The 17,542-nt window shown below is 68.6% G+C and carries 8 protein-coding genes; 6 read left to right on the top strand and 2 right to left on the bottom strand.

Going from position 1 to position 17,542, the window contains the following annotated elements:
* The first annotated feature begins 143 nt into the window (after nucleotides 1–143).
* From ACGLYG10_RS04715 to ACGLYG10_RS04740, 6 genes are all read left to right on the top strand, one after another.
* Nucleotides 144–1,019: a DUF5131 family protein gene (locus ACGLYG10_RS04715; RefSeq protein WP_073328428.1), complete on the top strand. Its 876-nt coding sequence runs from the start codon at nucleotides 144–146 to the stop codon at nucleotides 1,017–1,019.
* Between the two features lie 62 nt (nucleotides 1,020–1,081).
* The gene (locus tag ACGLYG10_RS04720) at nucleotides 1,082–1,672 is read left to right on the top strand and encodes a DUF1349 domain-containing protein (protein ID WP_073328431.1); all 591 of its coding nucleotides are present in this window, start codon (nucleotides 1,082–1,084) and stop codon (nucleotides 1,670–1,672) included.
* Between the two features lie 920 nt (nucleotides 1,673–2,592).
* Entirely contained in the window at nucleotides 2,593–4,215 is a 1,623-nt protein-coding gene (locus tag ACGLYG10_RS04725) for a TROVE domain-containing protein (protein WP_073328434.1), read from the top strand.
* Nucleotides 4,216–4,285: 70 nt separating this feature from the next.
* Complete coding sequence (locus ACGLYG10_RS04730; protein WP_073328436.1) at nucleotides 4,286–4,501, top strand: hypothetical protein; 216 nt, start codon at nucleotides 4,286–4,288, stop codon at nucleotides 4,499–4,501.
* 166 nt (nucleotides 4,502–4,667) lie between these two features.
* Complete coding sequence (locus tag ACGLYG10_RS16805; RefSeq protein ID WP_280173592.1) at nucleotides 4,668–9,851, top strand: DUF4011 domain-containing protein; 5,184 nt, start codon at nucleotides 4,668–4,670, stop codon at nucleotides 9,849–9,851.
* A gap of 101 nt (nucleotides 9,852–9,952) precedes the next feature.
* Nucleotides 9,953–13,621 (top strand): DEAD/DEAH box helicase, encoded by a 3,669-nt coding sequence (locus tag ACGLYG10_RS04740; RefSeq protein ID WP_073328439.1) that lies wholly within the window; start codon nucleotides 9,953–9,955, stop codon nucleotides 13,619–13,621.
* A gap of 11 nt (nucleotides 13,622–13,632) precedes the next feature.
* On the opposite strand, the gene ACGLYG10_RS04745 is transcribed toward ACGLYG10_RS04740, so the two are convergent.
* Nucleotides 13,633–14,838, bottom strand: a complete 1,206-nt coding sequence (locus ACGLYG10_RS04745) for a hypothetical protein (protein WP_073328441.1) — start codon at nucleotides 14,836–14,838, stop codon at nucleotides 13,633–13,635.
* A 902-nt stretch (nucleotides 14,839–15,740) separates the two neighbouring features.
* Nucleotides 15,741–16,967 (bottom strand): hypothetical protein, encoded by a 1,227-nt coding sequence (locus ACGLYG10_RS04750; protein WP_073328444.1) that lies wholly within the window; start codon nucleotides 16,965–16,967, stop codon nucleotides 15,741–15,743.
* Between the last annotated feature and the right edge of the window lie 575 nt (nucleotides 16,968–17,542).

Here is a 17,542-nt window from a genome sequence, read left to right on the forward strand (position 1 = left end):
GCCACTTGCGCGGACGCGCGGCTGAACACACGTGGCGTTTCACAATTCCGCGGTCCGCGGATAGGTGGGCGCACGAGAATCGGTTAGCATCGATTCGATGTGAGTCGGCCTGCTTCGGCTCGCGCCGACATGAGAGGAGGGGCGTGCACGACACCTGGAACCCCTGGCACGGCTGCCGCCGCGTCTCCGAGGGCTGCGACAACTGCTTCATGATGTTCCAAGACGCCTCGCGAGGCGTCGACGGCGAGCTCATCCGCCGCGTCGGCGACGATGGTTTCCGCTATCCCCTCGCCGTCGACCGCACCGGCGCCTACAAGGTCCGCGCCGGCGAGATGCTGCGCGTGTGCATGACCAGCGACTTCTTCCTGCGCCAGGCCGACCCCTGGCGCGAGGAGGCCTGGGACATCATCCGCGCCCGCCCGGACGTGAAGTTCTTCCTGCTCACCAAGCGCCCCCACCGCGTCGCCCGCTGCCTGCCCAGTGACTGGGGCGATGGTTGGGACAACGTCATGCTCTCGGTGTCGATTGAGAACCAGCGCCGCACCGACCAGCGCCTGCCCGTGCTGCTCGATCTGCCCTTCACGCACAAGGGCGCCATGGCCGCGCCCCTGATCGGCCCCATCGAACTGGGGCGCTATCTGTCCGACGGGCAGATCGAGCAACTGATCGTGGGCGGAGAGAACTACGGCGGCGCCCGGCCGCTCGACGTCGACTGGGTCCGCTCCCTGCGCGCCCAGTGCGAGCAGGCGGACGTGTCCATGACCTTCATCGAGACCGGCTCCACGCTGATCAAGGACGGGCGCACCTACCGGATGGGCTCCAAGCGCAACCAGTCCGTGCAGGCCCACCGCTCCGGCCTGTCCTACACCGCGCAGGATCGCCGACCCTGGCGCCTGCGCGCCCCGCTCGGCTGGGAGATTCCCGCCGTCGAACTGCACGTGCCCCAATTCGACGGCGACTGCCTGAACTGCGGCTCCCGCCCCATCTGCAACGGCCTGTATCGGGGGCGCTGCACCTGAGGCGCTTCGTTTCCCGGCGCCAAGCGCGCGACAGCCGGGGCAACCGCGGCTAGGCTCGGATCATGACGACGCTTCCCTGGTCCGCAGGACACTGGCTGAACCCGCCCGCCGCAGTCGAGGAGAGGGACGGAGACCTGCTGGTCACCGCCGTCGAGAAGTCCGACGCCTGGCGGCGCACCAGCTACGGCTTCATCGTCGACACCGCCCACGCCCTGCTGGCCCCCTTCGAGCAGAACACCGCGGTCGAGGTGGACATGACCGCCGCCTTCACCGAGAACTTCGACCAGGCCGGCGTCATGGTGCGCGTCGACACCGAGAACTGGGTCAAGGCCGGGGTGGAGTTCTCCGACGGCGCCTGCCAGCTGGGCGCCGTCGTCACGGCCGGCAACTCCGACTGGTCGGTGGCCCCCGTGCCCGACTGGCAGGGCAAGCGCGTGCGCATCCGCGTCAGCCGCAAGGGCGATGCAATCACCATGCGCGCCGGTCTGATTGCGCCCGACGGCACCGCTGCACTGCGCATGGTGCGCCTACTGCCCTTCCCGGAGGATGCCGTAGCCGAGGCCGGCCCATTCCTGTGTGCTCCCAGTCGAGCCGGGCTGACCGTGCCCTTCCACGCCTGGCGGGTCACGGACGCGGACATCTCCCTTCACTGACTTCCCCTAGCGAGGGGATGTTCGCCTGCGGAAGGACGGATCCTCGCGCCGCAGAGGCCGTGAGGGATGTCGAGCGAACTCGGACCTATTGACTCCGGCTCGGGCGGTTGACGGAGTACCGGGCGAGCGCTTACGGTACAAGCGTTCGGGCGGGCCGGAGATGGTCGGTTATCGGACCGGCGGTTCGGGGTTCGAGTCCTCGTCGGCGCTTCGCCGGTAGCTCAAGGGTAGAGCGGTCGGCTCCGGTCATCGTGCCACGCCCGCTCGGACAGCCCACCAGGTTCACGCCCGCTCGCGCACATGTTGCCCGGACCGATGGCGTGGGGGGCGTGGGAGTCGGCGCGGTGGCAGGAACACGAGTTTGCGTCGGATACACGAGTTCCGGAGCTTTGCACGTACACAGCGCACGCGAAGCTCCAAAAGTCGTGTCTTTGCAGAGAACTCGTGTACGAGACGCGGCCCGGAGTCGGAGGGCTCTGAGACGGTCTCGCGTGCTGGTAGGGAGCCGGTTCTGGCGGGCGGCGTGGTAGGGCGGGTGTGTCACCTCACAAACATCACCGGTGAGGATGGATTGAGTTCCGGGTGTGTAGGGGTCTACACTCCTGCGAGTCGGCCACGGCCGATATGCGCGAACGGTGCGCCAGCGGGCCGGAAGGTCTTCGGTTATCGGTATTAGTTGGTTCGACCCCAACCCTCCTCGGAGGATCCGGAGGCCGAACACACGCCCGCCTCCGCCGTTCGTGCAGCCTGAATACGGGCGCACCCCCTGTGCTCGTGCGGGATGGCGGCGGGCCGAAGCCGGTCGGTTATCGCTCTCCAACAGCGCGGTTGACACCGCTTGTCCGGCGGGCAAGAACACGCCCGCCGCCACCCCGGCACATCTCATATCCCCGGAAACAGGAAAGGAGAGGGAAGAAGAAATGGATTTCTTGAAGGGCATCAGTACTCGGCGCACGCCGCAGCGTGAGTCGGCTCGAACCGGCCAGGTGCGTAACGCCGCCGGCGGCTACGGCTTCGCGCTCGATGACGCCGCCCGCCTGCGTCGCTTCCTGATCCTGGGGGTGGACGGCGGTACCTACTACACCGACGCCCGCACGCTGGCACTTGAGAACGCCGAGGTCCTGCACCGCATGGCGGTCGCCGACCCGCAGGGGCTGGTGAACACGATCATCGAGGTCTCCACCGCCGGTGCTGCGCCGAAGCAGAACCCGACGCTGTTCGCCCTGGCGTACGCCGCCTCCGTGTCGCAGGCCCGTGACGCCGCGCTCGCGGCGCTGCCGCGTGTGGCCCGCACCGGAACGCACCTGTTCACCTTCGCCACCTACGTCGAGCAGTTCCGTGGATGGGGGCGCGGCCTGCGCCGCGCCGTCGGCTCCTGGTACACGACCAAGACCGCCGAGCAGCTCGCCTACCAGGCGGTCAAGTACCGCCAGCGCGACGGCTGGACGCACCGCGACCTGCTGCGCCTGGCTCACCCGGCCGCCGCGGAGGCCGACATGCGCGCCACCCTCGACTGGATCGCCCACGGCACCGTAGGGGAGGAGACGCCCTCCCTGATCGAGGGTTTCGTCAAGGCTCAGGAAGTGGATGCCGCTCGGGCCGACGCCGATGCCACCTGGGCGCGGATCGTCCGCGACTACCGCCTGACCTGGGAGATGCTGCCGGATGCGGCGCTGGCCCGGCCCGAAGTCTGGGATGCGCTGCTCGACGCCGGGGTGCCGCTGACTGCACTCATGCGCCAGCTGCCGCGCCTGACCCGACTGGGGCTGCTGCCCGCAATGGGTGGACGCACCGATGAGGTCTGCGCGCAGTTGACCGACACCGAGCGCCTGCGTGCCGCCCGCGTGCACCCGGTATCCGCGCTGATCGCCCAGCGCACCTACGCCTCCGGGTTCTCCCGGCGCGGCAAGAGCGCCTGGACGCCGACGACGAAGGTCGCCGACGCCCTGGACGCCGCCTTCTACGCGGCCTTCGGTGCCGCGGAGAGTGCGGGGAAGCGCACCATGCTGGCCGTCGACGTGTCCGGCTCCATGGGTATGCCGATCTCCGGCATGGCCTTGACGGCCCGCGAGGCGGCGGCCGCGCTGGCGCTGGTGCAACTGGCCACCGAGCCGGGCTCCGCCGCCTTCGCCTTCTCCAGCGCTCGCCCGGGATACTGGCAGCCGGCCGCCATGGCCCCGCTGGACATCAGCCTCCGCCGTCGTCTCGACGACGCGCTGAAGGTGGTGGACGCGATGCCCTTCGGTGGTACGGACTGCGCACTGCCCATGCTGTACGCCGCCGAGCACGACCTGGAAGTGGACACCTTCGTCATCTACACCGATAACGAGACCTGGGCCGGTGACATCCACCCGTTCCAGGCGCTGCGTCGCTACCGCGAGCACAGCGGCATCCCCGCCAGGCTCGTCGTGGTGGGAATGACCTCCACGGGCTTTTCCATCGCCGACCCGGACGATGCCGGCATGCTCGACGTCGTTGGCTTCGACACCGCGGTGCCGAGCCTGATCACGGAGTTCTCGCGGGGGCTCTCAGGTGGGCTCTGACCCGCTGCGCACAGTGCGCAACCGGAGGGCGGCCGTCCCAGACGGGGATGGCCGCCCTCCGGCACGCTCAATGGGAGTATCCGACCCGTTGGCGGCCCGGGCCGCCGAGTTGCACGCACAGGCCCTCGAGGCCGACGCCTTGGCCGCCCGCTACCGGGCCGAGCGGGACGAGCTCATCGACCGGCTCCGCGAGGCCGAGCCGAAGCGCTGGTCCTACACCGCCCTCGCCCAGGCACTCGGCTGCAGCCGGGAACTGATCGCCCAGATCGTGCGTCGGCGGCGCTGAGTAGGACCTGCGGAGCGAACGTCTAGCAATTCGTGTCGTGAGGAACCGGTAGCCTGCTCGAGTCGGCTCCACCCCGCCCTGTGGACCCGTCCTCCGGGGAGTGCTGGGCATACGCTCAAACGCCCGGTAGCTCAGGGCAACCTCAACCATCTCCGCACCGAAATCCATGAAGCTCAGTAATCACGACCTGGCCCTGCACGGCATGCTCAGCGTTCTCCCGCCTTACCTGGAGCGCTACCTGCGCAACACGCTGGGGAATCGTTGCACACCTGAAATGCTGCGTGCTCTGCTCGCCGGGTCGGGGCCGGTTCCGGAGCTCCCCGACCTGGCGGATCTGTCCATCCAGATCCGCATCCTTACCGCGCGTGGTTCCAACGGCCGCTACCTCATGCCGCTGCCACCGGGCGCGGGCAGCAAGCTGCACGAGGTGCGCCGCTTCCGCAATCAAGCGGTACACGGGGCTCGTTTCGACGCCGACAAGACCCTCGCGGCCCTGGTAGCCGTGAGTGAGCTGCTGCGGCTCATCCGAGCTGAGTCGGGGCGTGAGCAGATACGCGAGCTCATAGGCAGCATCGACGACGGCCGGGGCGCACGCCGCGGCCCGCTGGACGCCGTCGACATCAAGGTCGAGTGCGCGCCCGTGATCGGCTACGCGCACGCGGTCGCAGGCCTGGAGGCGGAGGTATCCGTTGCCCTGAGCCTTCCCGACTCTGCGGCAGTCGTCCCGGGCCCCGTCGAGGCGACCGTGACCATTATTGAGGACGGCGGCGGCCACGAGCTGGTCGAGCCGTGGCGGTTCACCTGGGACGCGGGCGCGCAGCGCGAACTGCACACCAGCAGGGCCTTGAAACTGAACCGGGACAACCTGGCGCAGGTCGATCAGCCGGGTCCTGCTCACGTGCGCGTGGAGCTGCGCACTCGGGAGGGCGCGAAGCTGGTCCGGCGGATTGATGCCCTGTCCGCATTGCCCCCGCGCCAGTGGCAGCAGGCCGGAGGCGACTGCTGGGCCGGCCCGGCACTGGCGACCTTCGTCCAGCCCGATCAGCCTGCGGTTCAGGCGCTGGCAGCGCAGGCGCGCTTGCGCGCCGGCCTGAGTACAGCCGCCTCCGCACCCGACGACGTTGCCGACGCGGCCTGCGCCCTACTGCGCAGTCGCGGCCTGGCGGCGGATGGGGATGGTTCTCGGGGGCGGGATCCGCTTACGGTCCGCACCGCGGGCGAGGTCATGGATGCGCGTACCGGCAGCGCGCTCGACGTCGCGGTCCTGCTGGCCGGCATCCTGGAACGACTCGGGGTCCAACCGGTGCTGGCGCTGACGCCCGCCTCGGTGCTGCTCGGCTACGCCAGGAATGGCGCGGCGAGTGCGGATGGCTCCCCGGAGGCCTTCGCCGCAGGGGTGCGGCAGGGCGGCATCGGGCTGATAGACCCGGTCACCGCACTGCGCTCGCCCGCGGGGGTACTACACGCGCCGGGTGGCGCGGCCCAGCAGATCGTGGAGGCCGCCCTCGCAGAACTGACCCTGGTGGTTCCGGTCGCTGCCGCACGCTCCGGCGGGGCGTTGCCGCAGCCCGCGCTTGAACGCGACGAGGACGACGTCGTCGTGGAGCTGTCCCCGTCCGCCACCTGGGCGGAACAGGATGCTGCGGGCCTGCCCGCTCCGACGCCCGAGCCGGGCACCGACCGGGCGGCGGGTGCGGCACCGGCGCGCGTGGAGGAGTGGAAACGGGCCCTGCTAGACCTGTCCCTGCGCAACCCGCTGATCGACCGCACCGCGCGCTCAGCGATCGAGCTCAGGGTGCCGCCGGAACTCGTCGGCGACTTCGAGGACATCGTCAACAAGCGCGACAACCTGGCCCTCAGAGCCGCAGCGGGCTTCGGCGGCAGGCCCGCCCGGGGCGTCGCGCAGGCGGCGGATGACGCCACGGAGTTGCTGAAGGCGCACACCGTGGGTGCGGTTCTTGGAAGCAAGGAGTACGTGCGGCGCCTGCAGAACCTGGCCGCATCCGCTCGCACCACTCTGGAGGAGACCGGGGCGAACAACCTGTACCTCGCGATCGGTACGCTCGGCTGGTACGCCGACGGCCAGCGTGTGCGCTCTCCCCTGATCCTGGTTCCCGTGAAGCTGGAACGGGAGGGTGACACGTTCATTGTGTCGCTGGATGAGGCCGGCGTGTCCACCCCCAACTATTCCCTGCTCGCGCGCTTCCAGGCGGATACGGGCATCGAGCTGACGGCGCTGCGCGAGCCCGAATACGACGACCACGGCGTCAATGTTGAGGCCACGCTGGACAAGCTGCGGCAACAGCTGCGTGCCGCAGGGCGCCGCGACCGCGTCGAGCCCACCGTCCACCTCGGGCTGTTCCGCTTCTCCACTTACCGCATGTGGCGGGACCTCGCGGAGGACTGGCCGACCATAACCACCAATCCGCTGGTGGCGCGCCTGCTGGACGGCACGCCCGGCGCCGGCACTGCGGATCAGGCGATCGGGGCCCCGACGGATCTCGATGAAGTGGTGGAGAACCTGCCCCTGGTGGCGGACTCCGCCCAGGCGCGAGTGATCGCCGACGCCGTCTCCGGGCGCAGCCTGGTGGTCGAGGGGCCTCCCGGCACGGGGAAGTCCCAGACGGTCGCCAACCTCATCTTCCGCTCCCTGGCGCTGGGGCGCACCGTCATGTTCGTGGCGGAGAAGCAGTCCGCGCTCGACGTCGTCGCCCGGCGCCTGCGCGAGGAGACCGGCATCGGGGACCTGCTGCTCAACCTGCACGACAACGGCATGCGACCCGTCGAGGTCCGTAAGGCGCTACGCAGGGCGCTGGAGCTGCAGGCACCCGGTCACGACGCCGCAGCGATGGTGAGACTGCGCCGGCAGCTGGCGGACTCGCGCGGCGAGCTGGAGGCGTATCGCGAGCACCTGCACGCGCCGGGACAGGCGGGCAAGTCCTACTATGCGGCTCGCCAGGAACTGGTGGAGGCCACAGATGCAGACGTGTCCGCGGCGTCGCGGGCGCAGACACTCTTCGACGCCTGCGCTGCCCGTAGCGGGCTGGACGGCTTCGACGCGGGCAAGCACGAGGCGCGGCTGGACGAGTACCGGCGGTTGCAGGCGAGCCTGCGCGGACAGCTGGCGCCCGAGCTGCTCGATGAGGTCCTGAGGCGTCGCGACCGCGTGCTGCGCGAGTCCGGGGACCGCGCAGAGGAGCTGCGCCGCGAGGTCGAGCGCCGCAAGGGCACCTTGAATGTCCGTGCCCTGGTCGACTCCTACTGGGACCTGATCACCGCGATCACCCCCTGCATCCTGGTGTCCCCGGACTCGGTGGCCCGCTTCTTCCCGGCGAACAGGCGTTACGTGGATATGGTGGTCTTCGACGAGGCCTCCCAGATCACCGTCGCCGACGCCGTCGGCGCCCTGGGGCGGGGCCACACCGCAGTGGTGGTGGGGGACCCCAAGCAGATGCCGCCCACGCCCTCGCCGGGCACGGCGGCCGCGTCTGGTCGTAGCGCCTCCGGGGACGGCGGCGCGGACTCGATCCTCGACCGCTGCCTGGCACTAGGCCTCCCAACCCGCCGCCTGACCTGGCACTACCGCAGCCGGGTCGAGTCACTCATCGCCTTCTCCAACCGGCACTACTACGACGGAAGGTTGCTGTCCTTCCCGAGCCCACTGGCGATAGCGGCCGCTCCGGATGACGGGCCGGATGGTTACGGCATCTCGTTGCGGCGCGTCAACGGCACCTACTACCGCGCCGAGACGGCCAAGCACCGCGGTATCAGACCCAACACCAACCCCGTGGAGGCCCGGCAGATCGTAGACGAGGTCGGCAGGCGCTTTGAGGCATCGCCGCAGGCCACCCCGTCGCTGGGAATCATCACCTTCAACAATCACCAGTGCGAGTTGATCGAGGCCGAGCTGCGAAACAGCGGCCGGGAACGCATCATCAAGGCGCTGGATGCGCGCGATGGCCTGTTCGTGCGCAACCTGAACAATGTTCAGGGGGAGGAGCGCGACACGATCCTGGTGTCGGTGACCTTCTCAGCCAACGAGCGCGGCGACCTGCCGCTCAACTTCGGGTCCCTGAGCCAGGCCGGCGGTCAGCGGCGGCTGAATGTGGCGATTACTCGGGCCCGCAGGCAGGTGGTCGTATTCTCCAGCTTCGATCCGGAGGACCTGCACGCCGAGCGCTCCACCCACCAGGGGGTGAAGGACCTGCGCGAGTACCTGGGGCGGGCCCGCAGCGGCATCGCGCCGCACGGCCGACCCCGCTCGGCCGTCTCCGTGGACCTGCACCGCGATCAGATCGCCGAGCGCTTGCGGGAGGCGGGCGTTGAGGTGATGTCCGGCGTCGGGCACTCGGACTTCGAGATCGACCTGGTGGTCACCGGGGCCGGGGGAAGGCGCGTTGCGGTGCTGCTGGACGGGCCCGGTTGGAGCCGGCGGGCGAGCGTCACGGACCGTGACCTGCTGCCGGTAGACGTGCTGCATTCAATGGGGTGGGAGCAGGTTGAGCGCGTCTGGATGCCCACATGGGTGGCTGATGCGGATGCCGTGGTAGCGCGCCTGCTCGCCGCCTCCGGAGGCGCGCCGGAGCCGGCAGGCGTGCAGGCCGCAGCCCCTGCGCTGCCGGCAGCGTCGACGGTGTCTGCGGCGTCTCCAGCCTCGCCGTCGACGGCGCCCTCTCAGCCACGGCCGACGGCGCCGGAGACACAGGCGACAACGGCGCCGGAGGAGGACGTGGCGTCCGCGCCCCGGCCCGAGCAGACGCAGGCCGCGGCGGCGGCTGGTGCGGCCGCCCCGGAGGCCGCACCACGGACTGCTACGGAGTACCGGCAGTGGCGGCCCGAGGGCGTGCAGCCAATCGAGGTGCTCGATCGCGCCCAGGACAAGGACTCGCCGGAACGCGCACAGGTGGTTGCAACAGCCCGCGCCATCTGCGACGTCGAGTCCCCACTCACCCGGCACCGGCTGATCGTCAAGCTCTGCCGCGCCTATGGGCTCACCCGGGTGGTGAAGTCACGGGAGCAGAAGGTAGATGAGCTGCTGGGCGACGCATTCGCCTACACCGATGGCGAGGGCTTCGTGTGGCGGAGCGTGGACGCCGCCCGGTTGCCCATGCACTATCGGCGTCACGCGCTGGATCACGTGGACTCCATCAAGGAGATCCACCCTCGTGAACTGCAAGCGCTGATGCGTGAAGTCCGTGCCGGCTCAGCCGGATGGGTATCTACCGAGGATCTTTGCAATCAGGCGCTCAAACGGCTCAGCGTCAAGAAGCGCAGGCTCAGCGCCAGCGGAGTAAAGGATGCCCTGACCGATGCGCTGGCGCAGGTCGAGCGGGAGGACGACGGGTGGTAGCACGGCGGGGCTGAGGGACTCGGAGGTTTGTGCTTCTGCGCGGCCCGCCACTGCGCTGAGTCGGCTCGAAACGTGTTGGACCCCGCCCGTATGGTGGGGGCATGGCCCGAAAGATCACCCCCGAGGATTGGCCGGCACGAGTAGCCGACGCCGAGATCGCGGCCGTTGTCGGTGCGCCGGCCTTCGGCCGCGGACGCCGCTACGCGGAGCAGGGGCGGGTAGCCAACCTCTCCGTTTCGGGCAACGGCGAGATTCTTGCCGCCGCGGTGCGCGGCGCGCAGGGGCGGATCTATCAGACCATGGTCTATGCGCGCATCTCCGGTGAGCGCGTGAAGTGGTCCGGCACCTGCTCCTGCCCGGTGGGCGGAAACTGCAAGCACACGGCCGCCCTGGTGCTGACCGCCCGCCACCTGGCGCATGCGGCCTCCGCGCCGCCCGGCGACGCCGATTGGGAACGCCGCCTGGCCCAACTGCTGCACACGCGGCAGACCGCACGCCGGGCCGTCGCCATTGAGGTGGTAGATACCGGGGCCGCTCAGCACGGCGCCGGCTCCCGCCGCACCGGCCGCTTCGGATCCGGATCCGCCCGGCCGGGCCGCCTGCACCTGCGCCCGCTGATCGCCGGCAAGCGCGGCTGGGTCAAGCAGGGCATCTCCTGGCGCGGCCTCACGAACGGGGACCTGACCGGTGAGGTGGCCCCGGATGTACTGGCCGCCCTGACCGAGTTGGCGGTCATGGACCCCTACGGCGACTTCTACTACAGCAACTCCGTCATCGATCTGGGCGCGCTGCCGGCCCGCGTCTGGGATGCGCTGCGGCGCGCCGTCGCCGCCGGGGTGACGCTGACGACGGCCCAGCACGGCGGCAACCCGGTACGCATCCTGTCCGGCCTGCGCGCCGGCCTCGCAGTTACCCGTCAGCCCGACGGCACCGCCCTGATCGCCCCCGCATTGGACCTCGACGCCGTCGAGGGGCTCACCCTCGGCGAGGGGCAACTCGCTGAAAACCGGCCGCTGGGCAACCCCACCCACGCCTACGCGCTCACGGGTGCCGACGGCGCCCTCAACCTCATGCCGCTGGAGCCACCCCCGGATGAGGTGCTGGGGCGGGTACTGGCGCGCAACGAGCACCTCACCATTCCCGCCGCGGACGTGGACCGCTTCGAGCGTGACCACCTGGGGAGGCTCGCCACGGCCGTGCCCATCGTCGACCTCGATCCCACCCTGACCGTGCCGGACCTGGGCACACCCGTCGCCGTGCTCCGCGTGAGCATGGACGCCTCCAAGCACCGCGCCGAGATCTCCTGGTCCATTCGCTACGAGACGGCGTCCGGCGCCAGTCGCGGCGAGGTCGCCGTCGGCAGCCTGGCGGAACTCATCATCGGGTCCGCGCCTCCGGACTGGGACCGCTCCACCGGCGCTGCACAGACGGGTTACGACGGCGCGGCCGCGGTGAGCGGCACGGGCTCTGGAAGCCAATCCCGGCAGGCCCCCTCGGCGCGCGACGCCCAGGCCGAGGACCGTCTGGCCCGCCGCATCATCGACGCCTGTACGCCGCTGGCCCCCACCCACCGCCCACTGTGGCAGCCGGGCCGCTTCACCGGCATGGACACCGCTCGCCTCATCACCCGGGCCGTGCCCGCGCTGGAGGCGATCGACGGCGTCGTCGTCGAGGTGGACGGGCAGGTGCCCGACTACCGGGAGGCCGAGGACGCCCCGCTGATCACCACCGACGTCGAGGACGACGACGACCGGCCGGACTGGTTCTCCCTGCGGGTGCGCGTAAAGGTCGGTGACGAGGACGCGCCCATCGAACGGCTGATGACGGCGGTCGCCACCGGCGCGGACGAGGTACTGCTCGACTCCGGCAAGTGGATCAACCTCGCCAACCGTCCCGAGATCGTGCGCCTGGCCCGGCTCATGGAGGAGGGCCGCGACCTGCGCGACCCGCGCTCCCGCAGCGCCGGCGACCTGTCGGTCACGCCCTTCCAGGCGGGCCTGTACGCCGAACTGGAGCAGTTGGGCGTTATCGGGGAGGCGACTCGGCGCTGGCGCGAAGGCGTCGAACGGCTCCTGGCGGTGACGGCCACGGTCGACGGCGCCGAGGGGGACAGCGCCGAGGGGGACGGCGCAGTGGGCGACGCTGAAGGGCAGCACGCCGTCGACATCGTGGATGCGCCGGCGCCCGCGGGACTGCAAGCCGAGCTGCGGCCCTACCAGCTGGAGGGCTACCGCTGGCTCGCCCTGCTGCAGTCCACCGGGCTCGGCGGCATCCTCGCCGACGACATGGGGCTGGGCAAGACCCTCCAGGTGCTCGCCGTGGTTCAGCGCATGGTGGAGCGGCGGGCCGCAGACGGCCCCGCGGCCGGCCCGGCCGCCGGCGGTGCCCGGGCGGAGCCGCACGGGACCGAGCCTGCCGCGCCACCCGCGGCGGCCCCGGTGCTGGTGGTCGCGCCCACGAGCGTCGTCGGCGCCTGGGCGGAACAGGCCGCCCGCTTCTGTCCCGAGTTGCGCGTGCGCACCGTCACCCGCACCCGCGGCAAGCGGGGGGAGGACCTGGAAGCAATCCGCTCCGGCGCCGACCTGGTGGTCACCAGCTACACCATCGCCCGGATCGAGGAGGAGGACTTCACCGCCGTCGACTGGGCGTGGGTAGTACTCGATGAGGCCCAGTTCGTCAAGAACCACAACGCGGTCACCTACAGGGCCGTGCGGCGCCTGCGCACGCCGTCGATGGTGGCGATCACCGGCACGCCGCTGGAGAACTCGCTGATGGACCTGTGGAGCCTGCTGTCCATCACCGCGCCCGGGCTGCTGCCCGGCCCGGACCGCTTCACCGAGCTGTATCGGCGGCCCATCGAGCACGGGGACGACGCCGCCCTGGCGGCACTGCGCGCTCGCATCCACCCCTTCATGCTGCGCCGCACCAAGGAGGACGTCGCCGCCGACCTGCCCGCCAAGAACGAGCAGATCCTGGCGGTGGAATTGCCTCCCGCACACCGGCGTGCCTACGACCGGCGGCTAGCGCGTGAACGCCAGAAGGTACTGGGGCTGCTGGAGGAGGACACCGCCCAGTCTCGATTTACCGCCTTGAAATCACTGACGATCCTGCGGCAGATGGCGCTCGACCCGGCACTGGTGGAGGGCACCGACACCGCCGCTGGGAGTTCTAAGACCGGCCGACGGCGCAAGCCCACCGCCAAGGTTGAGGTGCTGCTGGAGACGCTGCAGCCCGTGGTCGCCGAGGGACACCGGGCCCTGGTTTTCAGCCAGTTCACTCGCTACCTGAGTGGAGTGCGCGAGGCGCTCGAGACCGCCGGCATGCGCACCGCCTACCTCGACGGCACCACCACCAACCGGCAACAGGTCATCGACGCCTTCCGGGCCGGGGACGCCGATGTCTTCCTAATCTCGCTGAAGGCGGGCGGCTTCGGGCTGACGCTGACGGAGGCCGACTACGTGTTCCTGCTGGATCCGTGGTGGAACCCGCAGGCCGAGGAGCAGGCAGTGGATCGCACCCACCGCATCGGCCAGGACCGGCCCGTCATGGTCTACCGGCTGGTGTCCGCCGGGACCATCGAGGAGAAGGTCATGGACCTGAAGGAGAAGAAGGCCGAGCTCTTCGACCGCGTGGTGGAGGGCTCTGCCGACGACGCCGCGGACGGGGTAGCCCGCGAGGCTGTCGGCGGGGGAGCAGCTGGCACCCGTGCGGCGGCGAGCCGTGCCCGCCTGACCGCCCAGGAGATCCGTGACCTGCTTGATGCGAGTTGATCGAGGTCCGGCTAGGAGTTCGGCTGGTAGGCGACGACTTTGCCGGACTGATAGGTGACGAGGAGCAGGTCTTCGTGCAAGCCATAGCTCGCGAAATCATCGAACGAACCGAGAGAAATCAGCTCTGATGAGCGCCCGGTGAGCATGTCCACCAGCATCAGGTAGCGTTTATCGCCATCCTGTATGTTGAAGCTTTGGACCTGGCCGTAGCCGGCGTAGGTCAGCGCCTGCACGGGGGAGGTTCCCGTGCACTCGCCACCAGATTCTGCATTGGTCAGGGCATTGGTCTCGCCGAGTTCGACGTCGTTGCGGTTGATAGTGATTGAGTCGCAGTCCGAGTCTGTCTGCGAGACCGTATAGGTGGCGGGAGCCCAAGAGAGGTCGAGGTCTTCCAGCCACAGCCGGGCCTGTTCCCGAGTGAAAGGCGTTGGTGACCAAGGATACTCGGAGAAGTCGTACTGGTGGTCGGATTTGAATGATTCGCTGGGGGTGCCGTCGAGCTCGTACAGGTGATAAGTTGTGGGCTCCGTTGAAGCGTTGCCCTCGTATGTTAACCAGCCGTCGTTCAGTTTATATGGGAATACGTACTTCTTGCCGTCAAGTCGGTTCATGTTCCCGGTCTTCAAATCGACCACGAAGTAGTCCTCATATTCAATTGAGCTGACGATTGAATAGTCGTCGGTGCGGGAATACCACATTTCCACGGCGGTGTCGGTAGGAAATTCTACCTCCCACAGCTTCTTGGAGGGGCTCGACCAGAACTGACAGGTGGTGTCAACGCAGGCGACCGCGCCGTTTGACATGATCGTTACGCGGGCGTCGGCGTCCCAGGGGGCGTCGCTGCGCGCTTGAGAATCAAGGTCTATGAACGTGTTCTCGATGATGATTTGGCGGTCCCAGAGCGCCGGCCAGACAACGGTGTTGGTAATGTCCTGCTCGGTCTCCCACAGTTGCTCGGGGGCGTCTCCGGAGACGTCGTACACGGTGATGGTTGCGGTGCTGGATGTGCTGGCTACACGCACCAGTCGATCCTCAAGGAGGGCTGTGGACAACGTCTGGCCGTCGGAATCGGTTGGCGCTTTCAGGGACCAGGCTTCTTCGAAGCCATCCAGCCAGGCCTGTGACCAGGGGTCGTCGGTGCCTCGGTTCCGGATGAACAGGGTGACGCTTCCAATGGTCAGCACGAGTACGACCACCAACGTGGCCACGAGCGCCACTCGCCTCCGCTTCGACCGCGTCGGCGTGGCCTGTGGGGGTGTGGCGAGGTACCCGTAGCCTCTCGCCGGCTGCTGCTGGGGCGGGTATGGGGGATAACTCTGTGCGGCCGGGTACTGCGTCGGCGTGGCCTGTGGGGGTGTGGCGAGGTACCCGTAGGCTCCCGCCGGCTGCTGCTGGGGCGGGTACTGGGGGTAACCCTGTGCGGCGGGGTACTGGGGAGAGCCCTGTGCGGCCGGGTACTGGGGAGAGCCCTGCGCGGCGGGGTACTGGGGAGAGCCCTGCGCGGCCGGATACTGCACCGGCGGTGGGTATTGCGGTTGCTGCTGCCAGGCTCCGGGTTGGTCTTGTGGCTGTTGGAAACCGCCGGCTTGAGCCTGCGGGGAAGGCATGTTGTTCCGGTTGGGCTGGGGTTGGCCAGGCTCAGTCATGTCGCCGATAATGTCACGAATAGGCCACCTGTCGGTACTGTTTGGCGCGGTTCATATGTGGTCGGTTCGACGCTTGACCGCAGACTCAGGCCAAGATGATGACGTCGCGGCGCGGGGTTTGATGACGGGCTGTTCGTGCATGTCGGTGTGGTGGCTCGGTCCCGGCGGCAGTTGCGCGGTGGTTACGTTCGGGTGTGGGAGGCCGTGTTCGGGCCGATGAGGACGTCGTCGGCGGGGCCAGGCCGGCTCTAAGAGCTCGCTGTGCCGGGCCAGTGGGGCCGGCGTGTGGTGGGGCGGACGGTTCGCACGAACCGCCGACCCGAACATACGATCCGACGCGCCTGATCCACCGTGAGCCACCCTGCAGCCCTGCCCAACGCGCCACGCATCACGCCGCCGGGACGCGCACGCCAACCAGCAGCCCGGCGAACCGACCCGTCAGCCCACCACACTCTCAAACCAGAAGAGCCGGATTATGATGTGGTGGGCCGGTAGGCGAGGATTTCACCGGATTCGAGTTCGACAATGAGCATGTCTCCGAGAGGTGTATAACCTGCGAATTCTTCCCTCGTGCCAAGGGGAATCGGCTCCGAGCTGCGTCCAGTAACCATGTCCACCAGCACCAGGAATTGTTCGTCTCCGTCCGTCTTGTTGAAGCTCTGTACCTGTCCCTGTCCGGAGTGATACAGGGCCTGAAGGGCGCTGGTGGAGGTGCATGCTCCCCCGCGTCTCGCCTGGACCAGGGAGTTAGGCTCGCCGAGCACGACGTCGTTGCCGTTGATGGTGATCGACTGACAATCGTGGTCGGCTTCTGAGATGGTGTAGGTTGATGGAGCCCAGGAGGTGTCGAAGCTCTCCAGCCAAAGGCGGGCTTGTTCCCGCGTGAAAGGCGTAGGTGACCATGGGTAGGCGGAGAACGACGTGTTACGGTTGAACTTGAACGATTCGCTGAGGGTGCCATCGGCCTCGTACAGGTCGATGGTTGCGTCGGCATGCAAGTCGCCGCTGGTGTGAACCAGCCAGCCGTCGGCGAGTGGCTGCTGGATGGTGTACTTGTCCGCGTCCAGCTGGTTTGTGGCGCCGGTGTTCAAGTCGACCACGAAGTAGTCGTAATCGGATGAGCTGGCGAGTACATGCCCGTCCACGATTGCGTACGACAGCACAGTCATCGGGCTATCCGTGGCGAAGTCGGTCTCCCACAGCATTTCGGAGGGACTCGACCAGCACCGGCAGGTGGTTTCGACACAGGCGATCGCACCCGCTGACGTGACGCTTACCCTGGCCTCCGCGTCCCAGGGGGCGGCGCTGCGTGCCTGGGAGTCGATGTCTATCAGCGTGTTCTCGACGATGATCTGACGGTCCCAGAGCCTTGTCCTGTCGACGACTTCGGTAACCTCTTGCTGGGTCTCCCACAGTTGCTCGGGGCTATCTCCGGAGATGTCGAAAACGGTGACGGTAGCAGTCGTGGACGTGCTGGTAATCCTCACCAGGCGGTTGTCGTGGACGCGCGTCGACATCTCCTGTCCACGGAAGTCTGCGGGAGCCTCGAGGGACCAGGCCTCCTCGAAGCCATCCACCCAGGCCTGCGACCAGAGGCTGTTCTCAGGGACGTCGTCGGTGCCGCGTCCCCGTAAGACGAGGACGATGGAGCCCGTGATGGCCAGTACGAGGACGACCGCCAGCGCGGATATGAGCGCCACTTGCTTCCGCCTCGGCCGTACCGGATAAGGAGTGGGTGGTGTGGCAATGTACCCGTAGGGTGTCGGCTGCTGCGCGTTCGGATATGCGGGGAAACCAGACGGGCTCTGCTGTGCGGGCGGATACTGCCCAGCGGCCAAGGTCTGCGGCGGCTGCCAGGCGCCCGGCTGGGCGGCCGACTGCGGGTAGCCGCCGGGTTGCGGCACGTACCCGTAGGGCGGCGTGCTGTATGGGCCGGGCTGGAACTGATTCGGGGAACTCACACAGCCATAATGTCACGAACAAGTCAACCGACGGTGGCTTCGGCCGGATTCATGGCTCTTCGTGCTTGGGGCGGGGTGGGTGGGGGTGTCTGCTACGCGGGTCCGACGTTAACAACGCTACTTAACGGTCTGCTGTATACCTCGGAGCCCTTCAGTAGACCGTTAACAGGCGTTGTTAACCCCGAAGTGGCGTTGCAGACGGTGAAGTGGCGTAGCAGGTGGCACCGCCTCCGGGCGCGGGGATGTCGGCAACCGCCGCGGGCACGGCGAACCGGCATGGCATGGTCAGTGCGGATGTGGGTGACCACAAACCG

This window comes from Actinomyces glycerinitolerans, from assembly GCF_900098745.1.
Taxonomy (GTDB): domain Bacteria; phylum Actinomycetota; class Actinomycetes; order Actinomycetales; family Actinomycetaceae; genus Actinomyces; species Actinomyces glycerinitolerans.